This window comes from aff. Roholtiella sp. LEGE 12411 (assembly GCF_015206995.1).
In the GTDB taxonomy this organism is placed as follows: domain Bacteria; phylum Cyanobacteriota; class Cyanobacteriia; order Cyanobacteriales; family Nostocaceae; genus Komarekiella.
Genome location: NZ_JADEXR010000104.1, coordinates 1 through 20,896, shown reverse-complemented (window position 1 = coordinate 20,896; position 20,896 = coordinate 1). Strand labels below are relative to the sequence as shown.

Genomic DNA, 20,896 nt, shown 5'->3' with positions numbered 1-20,896 from the left:
CCCCATCCCCCATCCCCTTCCGAAGTATTTGAGAATGATTGACAACAGTTCTGGCTCCCTATAATATACACAGAGGTAATTGCAAATCTTTTGCAACTTTTTTTGCGTTAAGCGCAATTGTAATGTTATGCCCAATAACTTCGCTCTGGGTAAGGAAAAACTTTGGAGCCGTCGTCAACTAATGAAACTGGGCTTAGCAGGTACTGGTGTGATGGGTGCAGCAGCACTGTGGCAAGTGCTAAATAATTCACAAGGTAAGTCAATCGTCAAAGTACCACCACTGGACATGAGCACACCAGATGTAGATGACGTAGCTAAGCCGATGACGATGCTCAGGAATTTTGATTATGGAACACTGAAACAAGAAAATGGGCGCACCATCCGAGAATTTCAATTAACTGCGGGTACTTCGATAATTAAACTCAATAGTGCTGTATCTTACAACATTTGGGATTTAAACGGTCGCATACCAGGGCCAACGCTACGGGCAAAGCAGGGCGATCGCGTGCGGATATTGTTTCTCAATCGGGCGGGACATTCTCACTCTCTACATTTTCACGGGATTCATCCAGCTGAAATGGACGGTATTCGCCCAGTCAGCAACAACAACGCCACCATTTATGAATTTGATGCTGAACCCTACGGCGTTCACTTGTACCACTGCCATATTGAACCAGTTACTCGTCATATTGCCAAGGGGCTGTACGGGATGTTTATCATTGATCCACCGACTCCCCGCCCCCCAGCTGATGAGATAGTACTAGTCATGGCTGGTTATGACGTAAATGATGATAGCCATAATGATTATTACGCCTTCAACGGTTTGCCCCACCACTACATGGATCATCCCATTCGTATCTATCAAGATCAGTTGATTCGGCTGTATGTTCTCAACATCATTGAATACGATCCAGCAGTGACGTTTCACCTCCACGCTAATTTTTTTGATGTCTATCGCTATGGCATGAGCATGACTCCTAGCGAGAAAACTGATGTAATTACCATGGGTATAGCTGAGAGGCACATTTTGGAATTTGCTTTTCACTATCCGGGTAAGTATATGTTTCATCCTCATCAAGACGCGATCGCAGAAAACGGTTGCATGGGTAATTTTGAAGTAGTCGCTAACAACGACTCTAAAAATCCTCTGAAAAATTCTTGAACTAACTTTTAGGAGTGCTGAGTACCATTAGCATTGCAGGGCATAAGGTTGATTGGTTTGTACCTAACGACTAAGAACCCTGTCTTTGTAAATTAAAAAAATTATTAAATCCTAACAAATTCTTTTCAATCAGTTGATAAAAAGTGTCATTATATGCAACAGTAAAATCTATGACATACCGTCAAACCTAACTGCTGATAGTAGTTTGAAATGTTTCAATTACTACTTTTTAATTAAGTATCTCTAGGAGTAAAAATGATAAAATTTCGCTATATCTGTTTAACTATTGCGACTGCGGCAATAGTGAGCCTAAGTGCTTGTAACAGTACGCCTACAGCAGAGAATCCATCTGCACCAGCCGCTAACTCCAACCCCCAGGCTACAGAAGCAGTAGTGAGTCAGAGCAATCACAGCGGCCATGGTAGTAAAGCGAAAATTAACATTAATACTGCTATCTTGTCAGAGTTAGATAAGTTTGAAGCCAAGCTAGGGATCGCAGCTTTATCGAACAAAATTCAAGCGAGTCGTCCCTACGCGAATCCAGAAGATTTAGTTACTAAAAAAATTATTACTCAAGAACAATTCGACCAAATAAAAGACCAGGTTACTATTCAGGAAGTAGTACTTACAGGTGAAGCAAAAGATGTTGACTACATGACTAAATTGGGATTAATGAAAGGGCATCTTTTTGTAGCAAAAGAACTGCTGGATCAAAATCAGCCAAAACAGGCAGAACCTCATATTGGGCATCCAGTTGAGGAAATTTATGTTGATGTAGAAGATCAACTTAATGAGCGTAAAGTTAAAGAATTTAAGACAACTTTGGTAAGTTTGCAAGATTTAGTAAAATCCAAGCCCAAAGATGCCAAAGTAAAAACTGATTTTACCTCTTCGATGCAAGCAGTTGACGGGGCGATCGCAGCTTTACCGGCAGATCAACGCTCAAAACCGGGATTTGTGCTAAAGACGGTTAATGGGTTGCTAGATGCAGCCAACTCAGAATATGGCGCGGCGATCGCAGACGGTAAAGTAGCCGCACCAATTGAGTATCAAGATTCCCGTGGCTTTGTCCTCTACGCTGGTGAATTATACAAAGGGATTTCTAGCCAAGTCGCTCAACAAGATCCCGAAGCACACAAAGCGATCGAGGCTAGCATGGCTGAACTGATAAAAGTTTGGCCCTCTGCTATTCCACCGGCTAAAGCAGTTAAAATTCCTAATGATGTTACCAAGCTAGTGACAACCATTGAGCAAAACTCTCAAAAAGTGATCGACAAATCAAGCACCCAAGCGCAACGATAGCAGTCTAATTTAATGGGATGCTCAGAATAAGAAGTTTAAAATGAGTGAGAAGTGAGGAAATAGTTTAGGAGTTAAAAGTGAAGATAGCGCCTGTTTTTTTAACACCTAGGCGGAGTATAACACCTAACTCTTAACTAAATTACTCATGCCACTCCATTCGTAAATTGAATTAACAACTGATGCAAGAGCTTGACCAGAAAAAAACCATTGATCTGCTGAACGCCATTATGGAATTTGAACTAGCGGGAGTAGTGCGCTATACACATTATTCTCTGATGGTGACTGGTCCCAACCGTATTCCAATTGTGGGTTTTTTTAAAGCACAGGCGAGTGAATCTCTACTTCATGCCCAACAAGTAGGAGAGATTCTTACAGGTTTAGACGGGCATCCTTCACTGAAAATTGCCCAAATGGAAGAGACTTATAAGCATACAGTCAAAGATATTTTGGCAGAAAGCTTATCTCATGAAAAGAAGGCATTGGATCTGTATAAAGCTCTGCTGGAAACTGTTACCAATGCCAGTATTTATCTGGAAGAATTCGCGCGGGGCATGATTGGACAAGAAGAGATGCATAATCTCGAATTGAAAAAGATGTTACGCGATTTTAGCTAATAGTTAATAATCAAGAGTCAAGGGTCAAGAATCAAGAGTCAAATATTGACTTTTGACTTTTGACTTTTGACTCTTAACTTTTGACTTTTGACTTTTGACTTTTGACTTTTGACTTTTGACTTTTGACTTTTGACTTTTGACTCTTAACTTTTGACTTTTGACTTTTGACTTTTGACTTTGGACTCTTGACTTTGGACTCTTGACTTTGGACTTTGGACAATGAATTTTAGTACAGCCTTACCTACTTTTGTGATTACACTCCGAGAAGGAGTAGAAGCAGCCCTTGTTGTTGGCATTGTGCTAGCTTTGCTGAAAAAAGCCAAACAATCCCGATTTAATTCTTGGGTATATGCTGGTGTCGGCGTTGGCATTATCGTTAGTGCATTCATAGGTGTGCTATTCAGTTGGGTGACTCAAGCACTAGCCAAAGCTTATCCGCAATACGTGGGAGTGATTGAGCCAGCGTTGGAAGGTATATTTAGCGTATTGGCGATCGCAATGCTCAGCTGGATGCTAATCTGGATGACTCAACAAGCCAGATTCATGAAGGCTCAAGTTGAGGGAGCTGTCACCAGCGCACTAACACAAAACGCCAACGCTGGATGGGGTATTTTTAGTTTAATTTTTGTTGCCGTTCTGCGTGAAGGTTTTGAAACCGTTTTATTTATTGCTGGTAGTTTTCAGCAGGGATTAATGCCTACTATTGGCGCTCTTGGTGGTCTGATAGTGGCGGCAGCAATAGGTATACTTTTATTTAAATGGGGCATTAAGATTAACATTCGCCTGTTTTTCCAAGCAATGGGCGTTTTATTAGTGTTAATTGTCGCTGGCTTAGTAGTCACTGCACTGCAACGGTTTGATGAAGCTGTTGCTAGCGTTGCTCTTAGCAGTCGCGCTTCAGAAAACCTTTGTTTCTACTACGAACGTTTTACCAAAATTCACTCTTGCATTTTGGGGCCAATGGTTTGGAATACTGCCAAAATCTTGCCTGACGAACAGTTTCCTGGCATTATTCTTAAAGCTTTGTTTGGTTATAGAGAAAACCTTTATATCGTCCAAGCAGTCGGATATCTAGTGTTTTTATTCACCGTCGGAGGGCTGTATTTCCGCAGCCTTACCCCTCCTTCTCCTAAAGGTAGAAAGAATATTTCTGTTGCGAGAAAACCCATTGGTTCTGCAAAAGATTAAGGAACTTCCAATTAAGGGATTGATTATTTGGTATAGGACTAATATTTGATTTTTGAAAAAAATTTAGTACATCTTTATTACTTTTTCTCCATGCCCCATTCTCCATTCCCTGTCTCTACGAGTCAGTTCACGAATCAAATCGGATTACTATAGTTCCTAAAGGTATTTATAATTAATGGTTTATGAAAAAGCTTTTTTAAGCTGCTGGCAAGCTTTTTCAATTGCATCTATACTGCCTGGATTTATCAAACCAAAATAATCAAATACATAGACTCGATTCTTTTTAGTCGCTTGCAGTTGCTGCCAGAAAGCTTCCTTTTTCAAGGAATCTAAAAGTCCTGCTTCTGAATTTCCTTGTGGGGAATTAATCAAAATGATCACTTCTGGATTTGCTTCTAGAACTTTCTCAGCTGAAAGCGTCACATATCCACCAATTGGACTTTTGCCTTGTAATTCTGCTGCCAGATTTTTTACCTGAAATTTCGCAAGTAAATCCCCTGCCCAACTGTTTTTATTCGGCGCTAGAATTGGTTGACGACTAACCAGCACCAAAGCAGAAGATGTCTGAGTTACTTTGTCTGGTAAAAAAGTTTTATACCGATTTAACAAAGGTTGAGGATTGCTATCAATGGACTCAGCTAGTGTTTTGGTAAGTTCTTCTAGAGATTTCCAGTTATTAACCTTGGTCAGAAACGTTGGAATTCCTAACTGCTTGAGTTTTTGAATTGGCACGTTAGAAAAACCTTCAGCACCGATAACTAAATCTGGTTTGAGTGCGACAATTTTTTCTAAATTAGGAGGAGTTTGACCTTCGCTAACGCGCGGAATATCTTGAAATCGCGGGTCATTATTGAATAATTTACTGCCAGTGATTCCTACAATTTTTGTGCTATCAAGTTGAGAAATAATATCAGCCGATAATGAGGAAAGAGCGACAACTCTTTTTGCTCCTCCTTTTGGTAATTGCTGAGAGTTCGTGTTAGTCGTTTGAGTAGTATTCGCCACTTTTGCCTGTGGCTCCTGAGTAGTTGCAGTAGTGCAAGCAACTAAAACTAAACTCAACAAAATTGCTAAAGTAGATAAAAGCCAACGACGATGCATATTTAAATTAACTTAATGTCAAGTCTTCTGGTGTATTACAGTTAAACAACATTTCTGGTTCTAGTAAGGGTAAAACTTCTACCAAATGTTGCCCAAGCCATTGCTGAAACGATCGCCCCCCTTGGTTGATAAACTCTAATAGTTGTGGCAAACAGCGACGGCGATAGAAACCACACAAAGGTTCCCAGCCTTTGGGATGATGAGCTAAAGCTGCGATCGCTTCATCCCCCACTTTATCAAGTCTAGTTGCCCAATCTTGCAATACTTCAATCTGCAACTTCGGCAAGTCGCAAGCTAACAGTAGTACCCAATCTGTTTTGACTTGCGCTAGTCCTTGGGCAAACCCGACTAATGGCCCGTGGGGTAGAGGTTTTTGACCAGTTTCTTCAAACAAAGGTATTTCTCGGATAAACTGGCAATGAGGCAAAAGCAAGTCTTGATAACGTTCTGGCCAGGGAGTGACTACATAAACAGTATTGGCACAGGCTTGAGCAATGCCACAAACCCGCTGCAACAATGGTATTCCTTGAATGGGAATTAAGGCTTTATCCTGACCCATGCGAGAACTCTTACCGCCCGCCAACACAATAGCAGTTAAACTGGACTCATTGTCCATAAATCCCCTTCCTTGTCTTTTTACGCCCTAGTTTGACTCTGCTGTATTTGCTGCCATAACTGTTCTACACTTTCTGCTGGTGCAAGGCACTTCAAACCTTGGCAAACTAACCCAACGCTCCCTTGCGGTAAATCAGATACTACTGCAAACACAGCGGTTGGCAAATACTTAGGAATTAGAGAGTTGATTTGCTCTTTTGTGCTGCGAATCAAGGTGGAGTTACGATACCAATCCAAGGCTGTAAACAAACTGGGACAACCTTGAGGAGCGCGATGCATCACGCTCTTAAAAGCGTTTAACCCTTGTTCAGCTAAATCCAAATAATCTAAATTATCGCTGAGCAGGGCGAGACGGACAAGGTTTGCGATCGCTACTCCGTTAGCTGATGGTGTAGCATTATCTGCATAACTGCGCTCCCGCACAATTAAATCTTGACTAGAGTCGCTTGACGTGTTATTATATCCACCTAGTTCAACATTCCAGAGAAATTCGTCGAATTCATCTTGGATAGCGATCGCTTTTTCTAACCATTGCTTGTGATCAGGTACGCAAGTGTGTAAATCTAGCAGTGCCTTAATAAAAAAGGCGTAATCTTCAGACTGAGCTAGAACAGAGGATTGACCTGCATAATTGAGACGGTGAAAACGTCCATCCACAAACTGATGATTTAGGATGAAATTCGCCGCCCGCGCTGCTAATTCCAGGTACAACGGTTGTTGAAACACCCCAGCAGCCCTTGCTAATCCGGAAATCATCAAGCTATTCCAGGCGACAATCATCTTCGTATCTGTCACAGAAGGAATGCGACCTGGCCAGTTGGAAGTTTTTGCTTCTTGGTTGTTGCAAGCAGGAGGAAAAGTCTCCAATGACTCAGATAAAACACCATAGCGGGCAATAAACAGCTTGTTTAGTGAAGTTTCCAGTGTTGCACTTAGTTGCCCGACATGACGCCTCTGCAAGACATTCTGTCCTTCAAAGTTGCCGTTAGGGGTTACTGTAAACTGTTGTTGTAATTCCGTTAGTTCATCAGGTGTTAACAATTGTTGTAGTTCGCTGTAACTCCAGACGTAAAAAGCTCCCTCCTCTGGTTCTACTGCGGTGGGGTTAATGAAGCTGTCAGCATCTTGAGCTGCATAGAAGTAACCTTCAGGGGCAGTCATTTCCCGCTTTAACCATTGCACAGTACCAACAACTGCCCGTTCAAAAGCTGGTTCTTGTATTTCTCCACTCCACAAATTTGCCAAGTACTCTACAATCTGCCCATTGTCGTAGAGCATCTTTTCAAAGTGAGGCACAGTCCAAGTAGGATCAACAGTGTAGCGATGAAAACCACCACCTACATGGTCGTAAATACCACCCAATGCTAAGTCTAGTCCTCGCTGGGTACAAACTTGCTTGCCATCATGCCGGGATTCAAAATTAAATCGAGTTCCCCGCAATGCTAATTCCGCATAAGGAATCATTGGGAAACTATTGCCGTCTTGCCTGGGAGTAATTATGCTTGTGCTGGTTTCGCAACCTTCCCACAGGAATTCATCGTCTTCTAGCTCTGTTGTAGCGCCGTCTTCTAACACCGCAGACGTGAGCAGCGACTCAATAATTAAGGCTTTGCGTTGCTGTAAGTCCTGTTTTTCTGTGTCGTAGTAGCGGCGAAGCGCTTGCAACACTTGTAAAAAGCCAGGGCGACCATAGCGAGGCTCCAAAGGGAAGTAAGTACCAGCGTAAAACGGTACTAAATCTTCAGGGGAAAGAAAAACATTCAAAGGCCAACCCCCTTGACCGCTCATCATCTGCAAAGCCTGCATATAAATGCTATCGAGGTCAGGTCTTTCTTCTCTATCTACTTTGATAGGAAGGAAGTTGGCATTCATGTACTCGGCAATGGCTAGATCAGAAAAAGCCTCACCTTCCATTACAGTACACCAGTGACAACTAGAGTAGCCAATGGAGAGAAAAATGGGTTTATTTTGCGCCCTTGCAGTTGCAAGTGCTGCATCACACCAAGACCACCAATCAATCGGGTTTTCGGCGTGTTTGCGGAGGTAAAGGCTCTTAGCTTCAGCAAGGCGATTAGTCATGATCAAATGCAAAGTAGTTGCCTTCTTTGCTCAGTCTACCTTGTTCCCAGGAGTGTTAGCCTAGATGCCTATATAGATAGTCCACAAACCCGATGAGAGTGATTTACCCCTTGGGTAGTAGGCTACTATAGAGGTACAAAATGGTTAGCATTATTAGGACTTACGCACACTCTACGAATTCTCGGCGTTCTTCTGTGCTAGACGCTGCGCGTTGGCGAAAGCCTCTCGTAGAGAAGGCGGCTCGATCAATTAAGCTTTTTGGCAACTTTTGCGTAAGTCCTGATTATTACCTACACCTGTGCAATTGGTGAAATATTTTACTCGAAAGAGCGCAACAGTAAGCTAATAATCGGTGTTGACATTTCCGGTACAGGTGATGCTGCCTTTGTCTGAATTCTAGTATTCGGGCTAAGTCCTGCTATCAGGTGGAGTAAGAAGGTGATGATAGCAGCTTGTAAAAATTTTTCCCGCATGGCACGTCTTTTGTGGATGGATAGCATTTGAAATGCAACTGGTTATTCTGAATACACCTCGTAATGTTGATTTACCGAAATTTTACAAAAATAATCGGATAATTGCTTAGAGAAATACTGAAGAAATGTTTAAAATACTACAAATATTCGACAGGATTACACTAACACTTTGCATTTAGTTATCGGTTTAGTCACCACATTGCCAAAGCTGTGCAGCAAACGCCGAGATATGGAGTTAGTAACAATTGGAGGTTTTTTTGATTTGTTCCTCCTCAAATAATGTGGATATTTTTTGTAGACTTCTTTTATGGCTAAAAGTGCCCTGATAAATTAAAGGAGATTGTGGGCTGAGAGAGCTTGTAGCGTGGGTATTGCAATGCTCATCCTGCTGTAGTTTATTCTTACCGAACACACTGTAAGCGATCGCCCTTGATCAACTTCTACAAGAAGTCGATGATTGTATTTGCCCAAGAACACGAGAAATGAACTCCAGTTTAGTGCTGTCATCGATAAAATGTATTTAAAATAGCCACAAGCACAGTTTCATGATTCCTATCGTTATTGAACAATCGGGTCGAGGTGAACGCGCCTTCGATATCTACTCACGGCTGTTACGTGAGCGCATCATCTTTTTGGGACAACAAGTTGATAACAACATTGCTAACTTGATTGTTGCCCAACTGCTGTATTTGGATGCTGAAGACCCGGAGAAAGACATTTATATGTACATCAATTCTCCCGGTGGTTCAGTGACGGCTGGCATGGGCATTTTTGATACTATGAAGCATATTCGCCCTGAAGTCTGTACCATTTGTACCGGACTGGCGGCGAGTATGGGCGCTTTCCTCCTCAGTGCTGGTGCTAAGGGTAAGCGAATGAGTCTACCTCATTCTCGGATTATGATTCATCAACCTCTAGGTGGTGCTCAAGGACAAGCGACTGATATTGAAATTCAGGCGCGAGAAATTCTGTACCACAAGCAGCGGCTAAACGACTATTTAGCTGAACACACTGGTCAACCAATTGAGCGGATTGCTGAAGACACTGAACGTGATTTCTTCATGTCACCAGAGGAAGCTAAGGAATATGGCTTGATTGACCAAGTAATTGACCGTCACGCTGCTGGTAGCCGTCCAGCAGTTGCTGTTGTCAATTAATAGTCAGTAGTCTTTATTCGGTATTGACTACTTTAATCCCACTTTTAACCCCTCCCCGCAAGCAGGGAGGGGTTAGAAATAGGCTCGCTTACTGTTATAAATTTTAACGAGATCAGGACTTACGCAAGTGTCACAAAAATCTCAATTTTTTGTTTGTAGTGAGGACTTTAGTCCTCAAAATAAGGACTAAAGTCCTTACTACGAACTTAAAATAATATGCCAGTTGCGTAAGTCCTGTGTCTGAATATTGTAACAGTCCACATTTCCTACCATCAGCCCTTACTAATGACCAATGACAAATGACAAAGGACAAAAAACTAACTAAAATCCCGCTACTGGATCTGGCTGAGATTGGAGGTATTTGAGGAATCCATGCAGTTCCTCTTCCGTCAGCAAAGTGCGTCCTCGCTTACCGTAGGTTTGAATTAAATGCTCTCGTCCTTGTTCTGGTGTCCAGCCTAAGCGCTGAAGTTCGACATCTGTTTTAGCAATTACATCAGACAAATCTACGGGTTCAGCCTTCTTCTTTTTCCTTCCTGTCCCTGTTTGGGTAACTACATCCTCTTGAGGACTATAGCTGCGCGGTGTAAATGGTGTGACATTACTAGCAGAAGTACCTAGCAAGGGTTGAATTTCCAGTTGATTACCAGAGATTTCCAAATTTTCCACCGGGGTATCGAATTGGAATTCTCGGTTAGCAGTCACAGAAAACTGTTGGTCTAATTCCTGGCTGTAGGTATCGCTTTTATCTGCGCTTCGCATGTCAGTTGTCAGTTGTACCACGGGAAAAACTGCTGGCGTGTCTATGTTGTCAGTTGTTATCGGATTTGATTTAATTTTCTGTCCGCTAGAGGGCGGTATATATATTTCTTTGCTACTACTTACTGACCAAGGACTACTGGCAAAATCTCCATCTTTTGCAGAGGAGTAAGCAGACTCATGAAATTCACCTTTTGTGCTCAAAGAAGGGTTGAGCTGCGCTTGCAAGATTGGGTTTGAGGAAGTTATTGATTCCTGTGGCGCATTCGTGATACCTAAAACTATTAACGCTCTAGTTCTGGCTAGGTCTTCTGCTGCTTCTACTGTTTCTGCCGATGCCATACCAGTAGAACGGGTTACGCCTTCAATTTGTACGCTTGCCCGGACAATATATTTTCCTTGAAAAATTTGCAATAATTCAGAAATAAGACTGCCATTGGGATACAAGCTCTGGAATTGAGCCAACATAATACTGCCACCAATCTAAATCTGGTTAATAACGGAGTCGATGCTATCTGTGTGCTCTAGCTAGGTATCACCCCTTTGTGATATCCACACAAACCCAAATTTTAAACGAAGCTTTGCTTAATTTAAAACTGTGGTGGCAGATGACCAATTTGGTTCACAGTAGATACCTAGAGGCTTTTTAACTTGAGGTCTACTAACTACCCTGTGGGTAGAAAAGGATTTAGCAAAAAGCCGAAAGCTTTTTTTGTGTCACTAGTTTATTGGAGGTGATGAGCAGGCATAGAGTTCCATCCTCTGGCTCATCAAAGTGCTATTAGTGTCTTGCCCTGTGTCCCAATTGTAGCAGGAGCTCTTTTTTAAAGAAATTTTTAGCTAGTGCTAACTTACCTGGGTAGTCTTGCTGGTAATGCTATACTAATTACCCAACTCGATATCCAGAACTATTTTCTGGAAGTGCGCTCTAAATCTACAATAATGAAGATAAGGTTCGCCCTCACTGCTTATTAAGCTGCTTACCTAATTGTTACCGATTCTACATGTGGGAAAATTGGGTTTACCGGCAGTTTCTCCTAGTTAAACATCAGAGTCTAATGGCGTAAGATTACCTTCAGTCTAGACAATCAAACACCTGTGGTTTTCTCCGCATAAGGCTTTTGGGCAACATGGATTCTCTAAACCCAGCTTCTCAAAAACCGTTGCATAATTACCTAGTGGGGCAAAATTTTAATCAGGCGTACTTTCTAAGTTTGGTTAGATGAAGGGACTTAAACGCAGGCGAACTCTGAGAGCGTCGTGCAGTGAGAAGTTCAAGGGTCGGCTTCCTTCCCTTGGAACTTCGGGAGCTTTGCCGCAGGGCAATTCGTTTCCAGTTAGTGTCTGTAAGCTGTGAGGGCATACAGGAAAGAACCAGATTAAACAACGGACGCTTTGCAAGGGCGGAGGGGAACCCCCGCACGTAAGTTTCCTCAAAAAATGATGTTTTGACCAAAGGTCGGTTCACTGCATGGAATTTTCAATCGCTACACTCCTTGCCAATTTCACCGATGATAAATTGGTAGCTCGTAAAGTTTTGGAAAAGAAACTGGGTTGCGAGGATGAAGACAGCTTACAAAAACTTCACATTGCCTTGGATGTTCTGGAAAAAATCGGTATTTTAGTAAAAGAACGAGGGAAATACCGCCGTGTCGCAGAAGAAGGAATAATTGAAGCAAAACTTCGTTGTTCTAGTAAAGGCTTTTGCTTCGCTATTCAAGATGTAGAAGGAGCCGAAGATATTTACATCCGCGAAAGTCATCTAAGTAATGCTTGGAATGGCGATCGCGTTTTGGTGAGAGTTCTCAAAGAAGGTAGTCGCCGCCGTTCACCCGAAGGAGAAGTCAAGCTAATTCTAGAACGTTCTAACCACACTTTACTGGCACGGATCAAGCAGGTAGAAAGCGGTTTTCGGGCTGTACCCTTAGATGATCGACTGCTGTTTGAACTCAAAATTCAAACCAACGGCGCGAAATTGGAAGAAGCGATCGATCACCTTGCCCACGTAGAAGTCCTACGTTACCCATTGGCACAATATCCCCCACTGGGTCGAGTAGTCCAAATCCTCGGTAGCGACGCTGAAGCCGCTGCTGATATAGATTTGGTAACATGTAAGCATGATCTTTCCCGCAATTTCCCGGAGAACGTTCTAGAAGCAGCAGCCAAGTTGCCCAAAAGGCTGCTCAAAGCAGACCTGAAAAATCGGCTGGATTTACGTAATTTGTTTACCTTAACCATCGCCGGGGTGAATGGTGACAAGGTTATAGAAAATGCTTTCAGCGTGGAAAGAACCTCATCCGGACATTGGCTTTTGGGCGTTCATACCAGTGATGTTTCCCATTATGTTCAACCCGATGAACCCCTAGATAGAGAAGCATTCAAGCGAGGAAAGTCAGTTTATCTAGGAGAGTTAATGTTGCCAATGCTGCCAGATACAGTGGCAGAACGCTGTTCTTTAGTACCTGGAAGCGATCGCTTAACCATCTCTTTTTTAATTACGATTGCTCCACAATCAGGACAAGTAGTGGAATGGGAAATTCAATCCAGCGTCATCAAAGTAGACACAGCACTAACTACAGAACAAGCTCAAGCAATTTTGGCAGGTCAATCTAAAGAGAAATCCGCAGAGGTGATCGAGATCCTACAAGACCTGCAAACTTTGCAAAAAGCAGTGAAACAGGCACGCTTGGCTCGTGGTAGCCTACAGTTGAATCTGCCGCCTAGCCAAAATCCCTACTACGATGAGGGGATTCTGGGAGCCGTGGTGGTGAATGATTTACCTGTGCGATCGCTATTAACGGAGTTCGTGCTGCTAGTTAATCAACTGATTGCAAACCACTTAAGCGCCCTAGGTATCCCCGCCATTTGGCGAGTCCAAGGCTCACCGGATATCGAAGATGTCCAAGAAATGCTGAAGTTGGCAGTCAATTTAGGCGTGGAACTCTCACTAGATCCAGAAGTAGATATCCAACCCCTAGATTATCAACAGTTGACCAGAGCTTTTGCCGAATCTCCTTCTGAGCAAGTTCTAACTTACTTGTTGCAAGACACCCTCAAGCCATCTGTATATAGCACTACCAAAGGATCTCACTTTGGTCTAGCGCTACCGCAATATACCCACTTTAGTGCCCCCTTGCGGCGTTACCCAGATTTGCTGATGCAGAGAGTGTTTTATTCGCTACTGGAACACGGGCGCGATCGCCGCAATACTCGTGTCAAAGAGCGTGTGAATCTCCGCCACTCCTCCTGTCATGAGGAAATCAACTGGAACGTTTTACCCCCAGAATTGCAACAAGAACTTCAAAGCGATTTGACTAGGGTAATTGTCCAGATCAACGATAGAGAAAAAGAAGTCCAAGAAGCTGAAGCTGATTTAGCAGGGCTGCAAAAAGCCCAACTGATGAAACAGCGCATTGGTCAAGTTTTTCAAGGCGTGATTACTGGTGTTCAATCCTACGGTTTCTTTGTAGAAATTGAAGTACCAGCAGCAGAGTTTGAGTCCAGCGGTAATCCTGGTGTGCCTTTGAGGGTCGAAGGACTAGTCCACGTCAGCTCCCTCAAAGACGATTGGTATGAATATCGTGCCAGACAACAGGCGTTATTTGGTCGCAAAAATCGCGCTTCCTATAGATTAGGCGATCGCGTAGCTGTACAAGTTAAAAGTGTCGATTACTACCGCCAGCAAATTGATTTGGTAACTGTTGGTAGCGATGGTGTAGCTAAAGGCTCATCTCTCGGTGGTTCCAATGATGATCCTTCAGATCTCTACTTACCAAACGACATGGAGTCTGACGACCTAGACCCTTATGCTGAGGAAGAGTAAAATCCACTAATTTTTCTGTGTCAAACAATACTAAGCCTTTGATTTTAGGCGTATCAGGCGCATCTGGTCTGATTTACGCCGTTCGTGCTCTCAAGTTCCTATTAGAAGCGGAGTATACCATTGAACTAGTTGCCTCTAAATCAACCTACATGGTTTGGCAATCGGAGCAAGATACCCGTATGCCACCAGAACCTACTGGACAAGAGCAATTCTGGCGAGAGCAAGCTGGAGTTGCACTCCTGGGTAAACTACGCTGTCATCCTTGGAGCGATGTCGGAGCTGGTATTGCCAGTGGTTCCTTTCCCACTCTGGGAATGATTGTTATGCCATGCAGTATGAGTACAGTGGCCAAGCTAGCAGTTGGCTTAAGTTCCGACTTACTAGAGCGGGCCGCAGATGTCCAACTCAAAGAAGGACGAAAGCTAGTCATCGTCCCCCGTGAAACTCCTTTTAGCCTGATTCACCTGCGTAACTTAACAACTTTGGCAGAAGCTGGAGTCAGAGTTGTGCCTGCTATTCCCGCTTGGTATCATAATCCCCAAACCATTGAGGATTTAGTTGATTTTGTAGTTGCCCGTGCTTTAGATCAACTGGATATTGACTGCATCCCAATTCAGCGGTGGCAAGGTCGTCGCTAAAGTATGAAGTGTGTAGTGTGTAGTGTGAAGCGTGAAGTATGAAGTATGAAGTATAAAATTTCAGTCTTCAGTCTTCAGCCTTCATTCTTCATCCTTTATCCTTTATCCGTTCCTCATCCCTATGGCTGTAATTCGTTTAATTCTATTGGTGGCTCTGCTGGGAGGACTAACACTACTGTTAGTCCAAAATTGGTCACCTGCCCTATCGCTAGTATTTTTGGGTATGCGGAGTCGACCATTACCACTAGCGATATGGATTTTGTTTAGTACTGCCACTGGTGCTTTCACATCTATAGCGATCGCTACTTTGTTTAAGTTATCCAATTATTTTACAGGAGGGCAACGCCAAACTTCTTATAAATCAACACCAACTTCATCACGTGCGAAGGCAACTCGTAGACAAGAACCTACACCCTCTCCGGCTAGTCCTCCACCATCAGCTAGTAAAACAAAATACCCTACCAGTGATGAATTTGATGATTGGGAGACAAATAGTAGTGGAGATGATGATTGGAACTTTGATAAAAAGCCCGAAGAAGAGTCTATCCCTGGCGCTAAAACTCAACAAGCTAGAGACTCTCAAACCTACGAACGTCAACAACCAGAACCTAAAAGCAGTTCTCAGTCTGGTTCGGTTTACTCCTACAGCTACCGGGAACCAAAAAATACTGCTGCGGGAAAAACTGAATCAATTTACGATGCCGATTACCGGGTAATTATCCCCCCCCATCAACCACCGACTACCAATCAAGCGGATGCGGATGCGGATGCGGATGATGATGATTGGAAATTTTTCGATGATGACGATTTTGAGGATGAAGATAAACCCTCCCGCCGATGAATACCTATTTGATACTACAACGCTCTCTGGATTCTTGCTTGACCTTACCAGTCATCGCAGCTTCTTGCAAAGTCATGAAAGCATTAAAATCTTCCAAGTCATAGCGAGTAGTCAACAGTTGTCTTAGTTGATTTTCTGCTTCTACAGTCAAATAGCCAGTTGCTAAAGCTTTTTGTACAACATCACGAATTCGAGTCATGGTTTGACACCTCATTCATACTACATTTATTAATTGGGGCTTACTCAGGTGGAATATGCAGTAGTTTTTATGCCTAAACCATAAAATTGGCAAATGTTTTTTGTACAATGTCGGAAATGGAGTCATTATTTACACCTTTATCGGAAACATTTTATTGATTGAGGCCTGTTATTACTCAACTTTTAGAAGTTGCACACTGTGCTACTAGAAACACAGTATTTTTTATATCTAAAATTTCCCCACCAGACATAGAGTTTTGATTGTTTATGTAGACAGAAATTGTTTGGATAAAGTTTCCAACAAGCTTTGTTAAATTTACGTTAAGCCTAAAGATACCGAAGCAACAACGCCAAGTCACCTAACGATTGTTACTAAATTTGTTATAAAATTATTGTTTATTTATTCTGATTTTATAGAAGAGTCGTTAATATATTGCCTTGGTTACTTTAAACACATAAAAAAATACAACCAGCAACTACCTCAATAAAGAATCACAAAGAAAAAGCCACTGATTTAGACTAAACTAATTGAAAAGGAAGCATCCAGTTTTACCCAAACAACAGTATTAAAAGAGTATATAATCGAACGTCTATTCGAGGAAAATTTTAAATTAAGTGAAGACAAAGAGAGTCATTTATTGATGAATAATACAATTTTTGAAAGACAACTGAAAAACTACATTCAAGAAAGTCGCCTGAATGCACAGAGGTAAACTAGATTGAGAAGTTCAGACAACTCATGACTCAGTATTCATAACTTATAACTGGAGCGAAGCGACTGGTGAGCAGCTTATTGCGAGGAGTCAATCTGTACTTAATTGGGATGATGGGCGCAGGGAAAACCACAGTAGGGCGTTTACTGGCAAAGCACCTGGGCTATGGGTTTGTGGATACAGATGATGTCATTGCCAAAGCAGCAGGTAAATCCATCAATCAGTTATTTGCCCAAGAAGGTGAAGCAGAGTTTCGCCAGTTAGAAAGCGACATACTGGCGCAAGTCTGTGCTTATACAAAGTTGACTATAGCAACTGGTGGAGGTATTATATTACGGCAAGAAAACTGGGGTTACTTACACCATGGTTTAATTGTGTGGCTAGATGTGCCAATAGAACTACTTTACAGCCGCTTAATCGAGGATACTACAAGACCACTTCTGCAAGATGTTGATCCCAAAGGCAAGTTGCGATCGCTCCTTGAACAACGAACACCACTTTACTCCCAAGCCGATTTGCGAATCACCGTGCAAGAGGGAGAAACCCCTGAAGAAATTGCCAAGCGAGTACTTGAAGCAATTCCTAGCATTCTCAAAACACCTACCTAAAATCGCGCCTTCAAAACAAATATACGCACGCGATGGCATCAGAGATTGTGAGGAGTTACAAAGTCTTCTACACTGACTGGAATAGGTTTTAACTCTCAATGGCGGCTCCTCATGACAGTCAATGATACCGAGTACATCAGGCAAGCTGAAGCCACTCGTGTGCGCGTGCTAAGCGAAGCATTACCTTACATTCAACAATTCACCGGTCGTACCGTTGTTGTGAAGTATGGGGGCGCAGCAATGAAAGACAGCACACTCAAGGATCAAGTCATCCGCGACATCGTGTTTTTATCCTGTGTCGGCTTGCGCCCAATATTAGTACACGGCGGAGGCCCAGAAATTAACAGTTGGTTAGATAAACTAGGAATCGAACCGCAATTTAAGAATGGTCTACGAGTCACTGATGCCCCCACAATGGATGTGGTAGAAATGGTTTTAGTCGGTCGAGTCAATAAAGAAATTGTCTCCCTAATTAACCAAGCTGGAGGCTTAGCAGTAGGACTTTGCGGCAAAGACGGTAATCTATTTACAGCCCGTCCTCAAGGTCAAGAAGGCATTGGCTTTGTGGGGGAAGTTAGCAATGTAAATATCAAGATTTTGGATACACTAGCTAGCAATGGCTATATTCCTGTAGTTTCCAGCGTAGCCGCCGACGAGTCGGGACAAGCTTACAACATTAACGCCGATACTGTGGCTGGAGAAATAGCAGCAGCATTAGGGGCAGAAAAGTTAATTTTACTGACCGACACCAGGGGGATTTTAAAAGATTATCAAGACTCATCTACTTTGATTCCTAAAGTAGATATTCGTGAAGCCCGCGATTTAATTGCCAATGGTGTAGTCAGCGGTGGGATGATTCCAAAAGTTAATTGTTGTGTGCGATCGCTTGCTCAAGGAGTACGTGCAGCACACATTATTGATGGACGCATTCCCCACGCCTTGCTACTAGAAATCTTTACTGACGTTGGCATCGGTACCATGATTCTTGGTTCTCAGTTTACTTCCTAGAGGAGCTGAAGATGCTCAGAGGAACAAGAACAGAGAAATAAAAATAATTTATGTACTTACTTCCCCTACTCCCCCTTACCGCGGATAGGTAATAATAACGCGCGATCGCCCTCCCCTGAACGGTGTCCGACGCCATGAATTATTTACAATTACTGGATTAACCAGGGTTGAGTCTTGAATGACGGGATTAATCAAAGTTGGATTAATCAGCGTAGAATTGATCACATTCTCCCTTACATAGGGATAGGAATCGGGGTAATTAGTTCTCGGCATTAACCCTGTTGTCGGATCAACAGGCATGGGAGTCGGAATCGGACTACCATAAATAAATGAACCAACAGCAGGCGATCGGCTGACTCCAGAAGCACCATCAATCACGATCACAGACTGGGCAGAAGCTGGAGCGAACGTAGCGGTTATAACTGCTAAACTTATGCTTGCTCCCAACAAATTTAGTTGCGAATGCTTGATTTTCAGCATATTTTGCTCACCTGCATTTGATAAATTGGAATAGTTAACACCAAAGACTAAAAAATAGCTGCGACTACTTGGTTAAAATTTTAAAAGTTTATCAACCTTAAGATTGCCAGCTTCTGAGAAGATTCCAAAAAGATTGCTGGCATTGGCAAAATTAAAGCAGTGCAGAACGTGAGTGCAGAAAGTATAGAAATTGCTAGAGCTAGCTACCAGACTGGAAAAATTGCCTTTGAAAGTGGGCAATACCGCGAAGCCGTGGAAAATCTGGAAAAAGCAAGTGCCTTATTGGCTCATAACTCTCGTCTTGGCGGGGAAGTAGAAATTTGGCTGGTGACAGCTTATGAAGCAGCCGGGCGTACAGATGATGCGATCGCCCTTTGCGAAAGACTCAAACGCCATCCTTATTCAGAAACCAGCAAACAAGCACGGCGGTTGCTTTATATCTTAAAAGCACCGAAACTGGTAAGACCTAGCGAGTGGATGACCGAAATTCCTGATTTAGGCACACTCCCAGACAATGATCTCAAAATCCGTGCAGCTGGCAAACCTAGCAAGTCTTCTCAGCCACAAAAACCTGCGGAGCCAGAATTTGTTGATCTCAGTCAGGTCAATACCAGAGATAATCGCTTTATCTGGGTGGCGCTAATTGTCATTGGTTTAACCATTTCGTATTTGGTTTGGTTGAGTTTTTCAGGAAATCCTGTCTAACACCAACAGTAGGGTATTTATCTTTGCCTGCGGCGACCCTCTTTTCAAAGTGGGTTCGGGAGATTTTCGAGTATCGCGCCGCCCAGAGTAGAAGTCAAGATTGGTTAAGATATTTGACTTTTGGGGAGATTTATAGTGTTGAATTTTTCTAGTTTAGAAAAGATTTTTGTCTGGTTAATTAAACCATTTGATTTGGTGCTGGCAAAATGGGATTTGCTCACAAGAGTGAATGGTAGAAATGCAATAAATCGCGTCTTTCGCATTCAAAATCCACTCGTTCTTACAACTGTGAAAAGAGACGGAGTAAAAATCCCAAAACCTATTTTGTCGCTAGTACTGTTAATATCTCTGCTGTTGTCTGGGTGTGTACAGTATGACGTAGGGGTTAACTTTGATCACTCAAATAGTGGCGAACTAGTACAGCATATTAAGTTGGGAGAGCGGCTGACCAATTTTAGTAGCGATTATGTGTACGAATGGTTAAATAGCATAGAGCGTCGCGCCCGCAAACTAGAAGGCAAAATCCGGCGGCTTTCCCAAGAAGAAATTATTGTGACAATTCCCTTCAGTAATGGTCAGGAATTGCAAGAGAAATTCAACGAATTTTTTAACTCTCGTGCTAATCAACCTTCTGAGTCTGTGCAGAACGAATCTGACTCAGAATTGCCAAAAATTGAATCAAACTTGCTTTTGGAGCAGAACTTTTTTCTACTTTTAGTACGGAATCGGCTGATTTATGATTTGGATTTGCGATCGCTCTCGCTAATTTCCAGCAAAGGAAACGTCCTGGCGAATGCGGGTTCAATTCTAGATTTGGAATTTAGCTTAAAGACCCCTTGGGGAGCTAGGAACATTCAACAAACTGAAACTGCTATTGAGCCGGAAAAGAATGGCAAGCAACTAGTGTGGAAACTCCAGCCTGGTGAGCTAAACCACATAGAAACAGTCTTCTGGCTTCCTAGTCCCCTTGGTATTGGTACGTTGTTGATTATCCTGTTTATCGGCGGAGGATTGTACTTGAGATACAGTTTCATGCCAGATCCCAGAATTCAGTTTGCTCCCAAAGCACCAGCCGCTGAAAGTGCCGTCGGTGAATATAGAAAAAGTATTGACGGGCTGGGATGAGATATCGGAGCTAAACCACCGCTTTAACCTAAACCCTAAGCAACAACCGAGAGGAAAAAACTACAACCCCCTAATCTCGACTTTATCCAAAATTAAAAACTTGGATTTCTTTATTCGCCAAAAACCCTGGCTTTTTGGCAAATACTTTTTCCACGTCACAGATTATGGATGAAGTTAAAAAACTGGAGTTTAGACTAAATCGGTGATGTTCAAGAAAAAAAGGGAGTCTGATTGAATACAGACCCCCTTTTGGCAGAACCTGAGAGAAATACTACTAACTCTCATTCGCCAATATGAAACGTGCCAG

20 protein-coding genes are annotated in these 20,896 nt (G+C 42.7%); 12 read left to right on the top strand and 8 right to left on the bottom strand.

All coding sequences use genetic code 11. The annotated features are described in order from the left end of the window. Window positions 1-127 precede the first annotated feature (127 nt). The 4 genes from IQ246_RS20380 (at window position 128) to IQ246_RS20365 (ending at window position 4,266) form a co-directional block, all read left to right on the top strand. Window positions 128-1,162: a multicopper oxidase domain-containing protein gene (locus IQ246_RS20380; protein ID WP_194005158.1), complete on the top strand. Its 1,035-nt coding sequence runs from the start codon at window positions 128-130 to the stop codon at window positions 1,160-1,162. Window positions 1,163-1,417: 255 nt separating this feature from the next. Next, a complete protein-coding gene (locus tag IQ246_RS20375; protein ID WP_194005157.1) occupies window positions 1,418-2,464 on the top strand; it encodes a helix-hairpin-helix domain-containing protein in 1,047 nt (348 codons plus the stop codon). Between the two features lie 179 nt (window positions 2,465-2,643). Continuing rightward, window positions 2,644-3,078 (top strand): bacterioferritin, encoded by a 435-nt coding sequence (locus tag IQ246_RS20370; RefSeq protein ID WP_194005156.1) that lies wholly within the window; start codon window positions 2,644-2,646, stop codon window positions 3,076-3,078. 219 nt (window positions 3,079-3,297) lie between these two features. Beyond that, complete coding sequence (locus IQ246_RS20365; protein WP_194005155.1) at window positions 3,298-4,266, top strand: FTR1 family protein; 969 nt, start codon at window positions 3,298-3,300, stop codon at window positions 4,264-4,266. 180 nt (window positions 4,267-4,446) lie between these two features. Here the strand turns inward: IQ246_RS20365 and IQ246_RS20360 are convergent, their stop codons facing one another. The 5 genes from IQ246_RS20360 to IQ246_RS20340 all read right to left on the bottom strand — a co-directional run bounded on the left by IQ246_RS20360 (window position 4,447) and on the right by IQ246_RS20340 (window position 9,041). Beyond that, window positions 4,447-5,367 (bottom strand): ABC transporter substrate-binding protein, encoded by a 921-nt coding sequence (locus tag IQ246_RS20360; RefSeq protein ID WP_194005154.1) that lies wholly within the window; start codon window positions 5,365-5,367, stop codon window positions 4,447-4,449. A 7-nt stretch (window positions 5,368-5,374) separates the two neighbouring features. Beyond that, the gene (locus IQ246_RS20355; RefSeq protein ID WP_194005153.1) at window positions 5,375-5,983 is read right to left on the bottom strand and encodes a molybdenum cofactor guanylyltransferase; all 609 of its coding nucleotides are present in this window, start codon (window positions 5,981-5,983) and stop codon (window positions 5,375-5,377) included. Between the two features lie 20 nt (window positions 5,984-6,003). Then, the gene (locus IQ246_RS20350) at window positions 6,004-8,061 is read right to left on the bottom strand and encodes a thioredoxin domain-containing protein (RefSeq protein WP_194005152.1); all 2,058 of its coding nucleotides are present in this window, start codon (window positions 8,059-8,061) and stop codon (window positions 6,004-6,006) included. A gap of 317 nt (window positions 8,062-8,378) precedes the next feature. Next, on the bottom strand, window positions 8,379-8,561 hold the full coding sequence (locus IQ246_RS20345) for a hypothetical protein (RefSeq protein WP_194005161.1): 183 nt from the start codon (window positions 8,559-8,561) through the stop codon (window positions 8,379-8,381). A gap of 303 nt (window positions 8,562-8,864) precedes the next feature. Then, window positions 8,865-9,041 (bottom strand): hypothetical protein, encoded by a 177-nt coding sequence (locus IQ246_RS20340; RefSeq protein ID WP_194005151.1) that lies wholly within the window; start codon window positions 9,039-9,041, stop codon window positions 8,865-8,867. 38 nt (window positions 9,042-9,079) lie between these two features. Here IQ246_RS20340 and clpP point away from each other — a divergent pair, with 38 nt between their 5' ends. Then, entirely contained in the window at window positions 9,080-9,691 is a 612-nt protein-coding gene (clpP, locus tag IQ246_RS20335; RefSeq protein ID WP_194005150.1) for an ATP-dependent Clp endopeptidase proteolytic subunit ClpP, read from the top strand. A 321-nt stretch (window positions 9,692-10,012) separates the two neighbouring features. Here the strand turns inward: clpP and IQ246_RS20330 are convergent, their stop codons facing one another. Then, window positions 10,013-10,918 carry a hypothetical protein gene (locus tag IQ246_RS20330; RefSeq protein WP_194005149.1) on the bottom strand — a complete coding sequence of 302 codons (906 nt, stop codon included), beginning with the start codon at window positions 10,916-10,918 and terminating at the stop codon, window positions 10,013-10,015. Window positions 10,919-11,921: 1,003 nt separating this feature from the next. Between IQ246_RS20330 and IQ246_RS20325 the strand changes: the two genes are divergently transcribed. From IQ246_RS20325 to IQ246_RS20315, 3 genes are all read left to right on the top strand, one after another. Further along, a complete protein-coding gene (locus IQ246_RS20325; protein ID WP_194005148.1) occupies window positions 11,922-14,273 on the top strand; it encodes a ribonuclease R family protein in 2,352 nt (783 codons plus the stop codon). A gap of 17 nt (window positions 14,274-14,290) precedes the next feature. Further along, window positions 14,291-14,911: a flavin prenyltransferase UbiX gene (locus IQ246_RS20320; protein WP_194005147.1), complete on the top strand. Its 621-nt coding sequence runs from the start codon at window positions 14,291-14,293 to the stop codon at window positions 14,909-14,911. Between the two features lie 121 nt (window positions 14,912-15,032). Next, on the top strand, window positions 15,033-15,752 hold the full coding sequence (locus tag IQ246_RS20315; protein WP_194005146.1) for a LapA family protein: 720 nt from the start codon (window positions 15,033-15,035) through the stop codon (window positions 15,750-15,752). A gap of 4 nt (window positions 15,753-15,756) precedes the next feature. Here the strand turns inward: IQ246_RS20315 and IQ246_RS20310 are convergent, their stop codons facing one another. Continuing rightward, on the bottom strand, window positions 15,757-15,951 hold the full coding sequence (locus IQ246_RS20310) for a hypothetical protein (RefSeq protein ID WP_194005145.1): 195 nt from the start codon (window positions 15,949-15,951) through the stop codon (window positions 15,757-15,759). A 780-nt stretch (window positions 15,952-16,731) separates the two neighbouring features. Here IQ246_RS20310 and IQ246_RS20305 point away from each other — a divergent pair. Beyond that, on the top strand, window positions 16,732-17,271 hold the full coding sequence (locus tag IQ246_RS20305; RefSeq protein ID WP_194005144.1) for a shikimate kinase: 540 nt from the start codon (window positions 16,732-16,734) through the stop codon (window positions 17,269-17,271). Window positions 17,272-17,382: 111 nt separating this feature from the next. Beyond that, a complete protein-coding gene (gene argB / locus IQ246_RS20300) occupies window positions 17,383-18,279 on the top strand; it encodes an acetylglutamate kinase (protein ID WP_194005143.1) in 897 nt (298 codons plus the stop codon). A 75-nt stretch (window positions 18,280-18,354) separates the two neighbouring features. Here the strand turns inward: argB and IQ246_RS20295 are convergent, their stop codons facing one another. Beyond that, the gene (locus IQ246_RS20295) at window positions 18,355-18,759 is read right to left on the bottom strand and encodes a hypothetical protein (RefSeq protein ID WP_194005142.1); all 405 of its coding nucleotides are present in this window, start codon (window positions 18,757-18,759) and stop codon (window positions 18,355-18,357) included. A 168-nt stretch (window positions 18,760-18,927) separates the two neighbouring features. Between IQ246_RS20295 and IQ246_RS20290 the strand changes: the two genes are divergently transcribed. Beyond that, window positions 18,928-19,464: a tetratricopeptide repeat protein gene (locus IQ246_RS20290; protein WP_194005160.1), complete on the top strand. Its 537-nt coding sequence runs from the start codon at window positions 18,928-18,930 to the stop codon at window positions 19,462-19,464. A 138-nt stretch (window positions 19,465-19,602) separates the two neighbouring features. After that, window positions 19,603-20,589: a DUF3153 domain-containing protein gene (locus IQ246_RS20285; protein WP_244142101.1), complete on the top strand. Its 987-nt coding sequence runs from the start codon at window positions 19,603-19,605 to the stop codon at window positions 20,587-20,589. The last annotated feature ends 307 nt before the right edge of the window (window positions 20,590-20,896 follow it).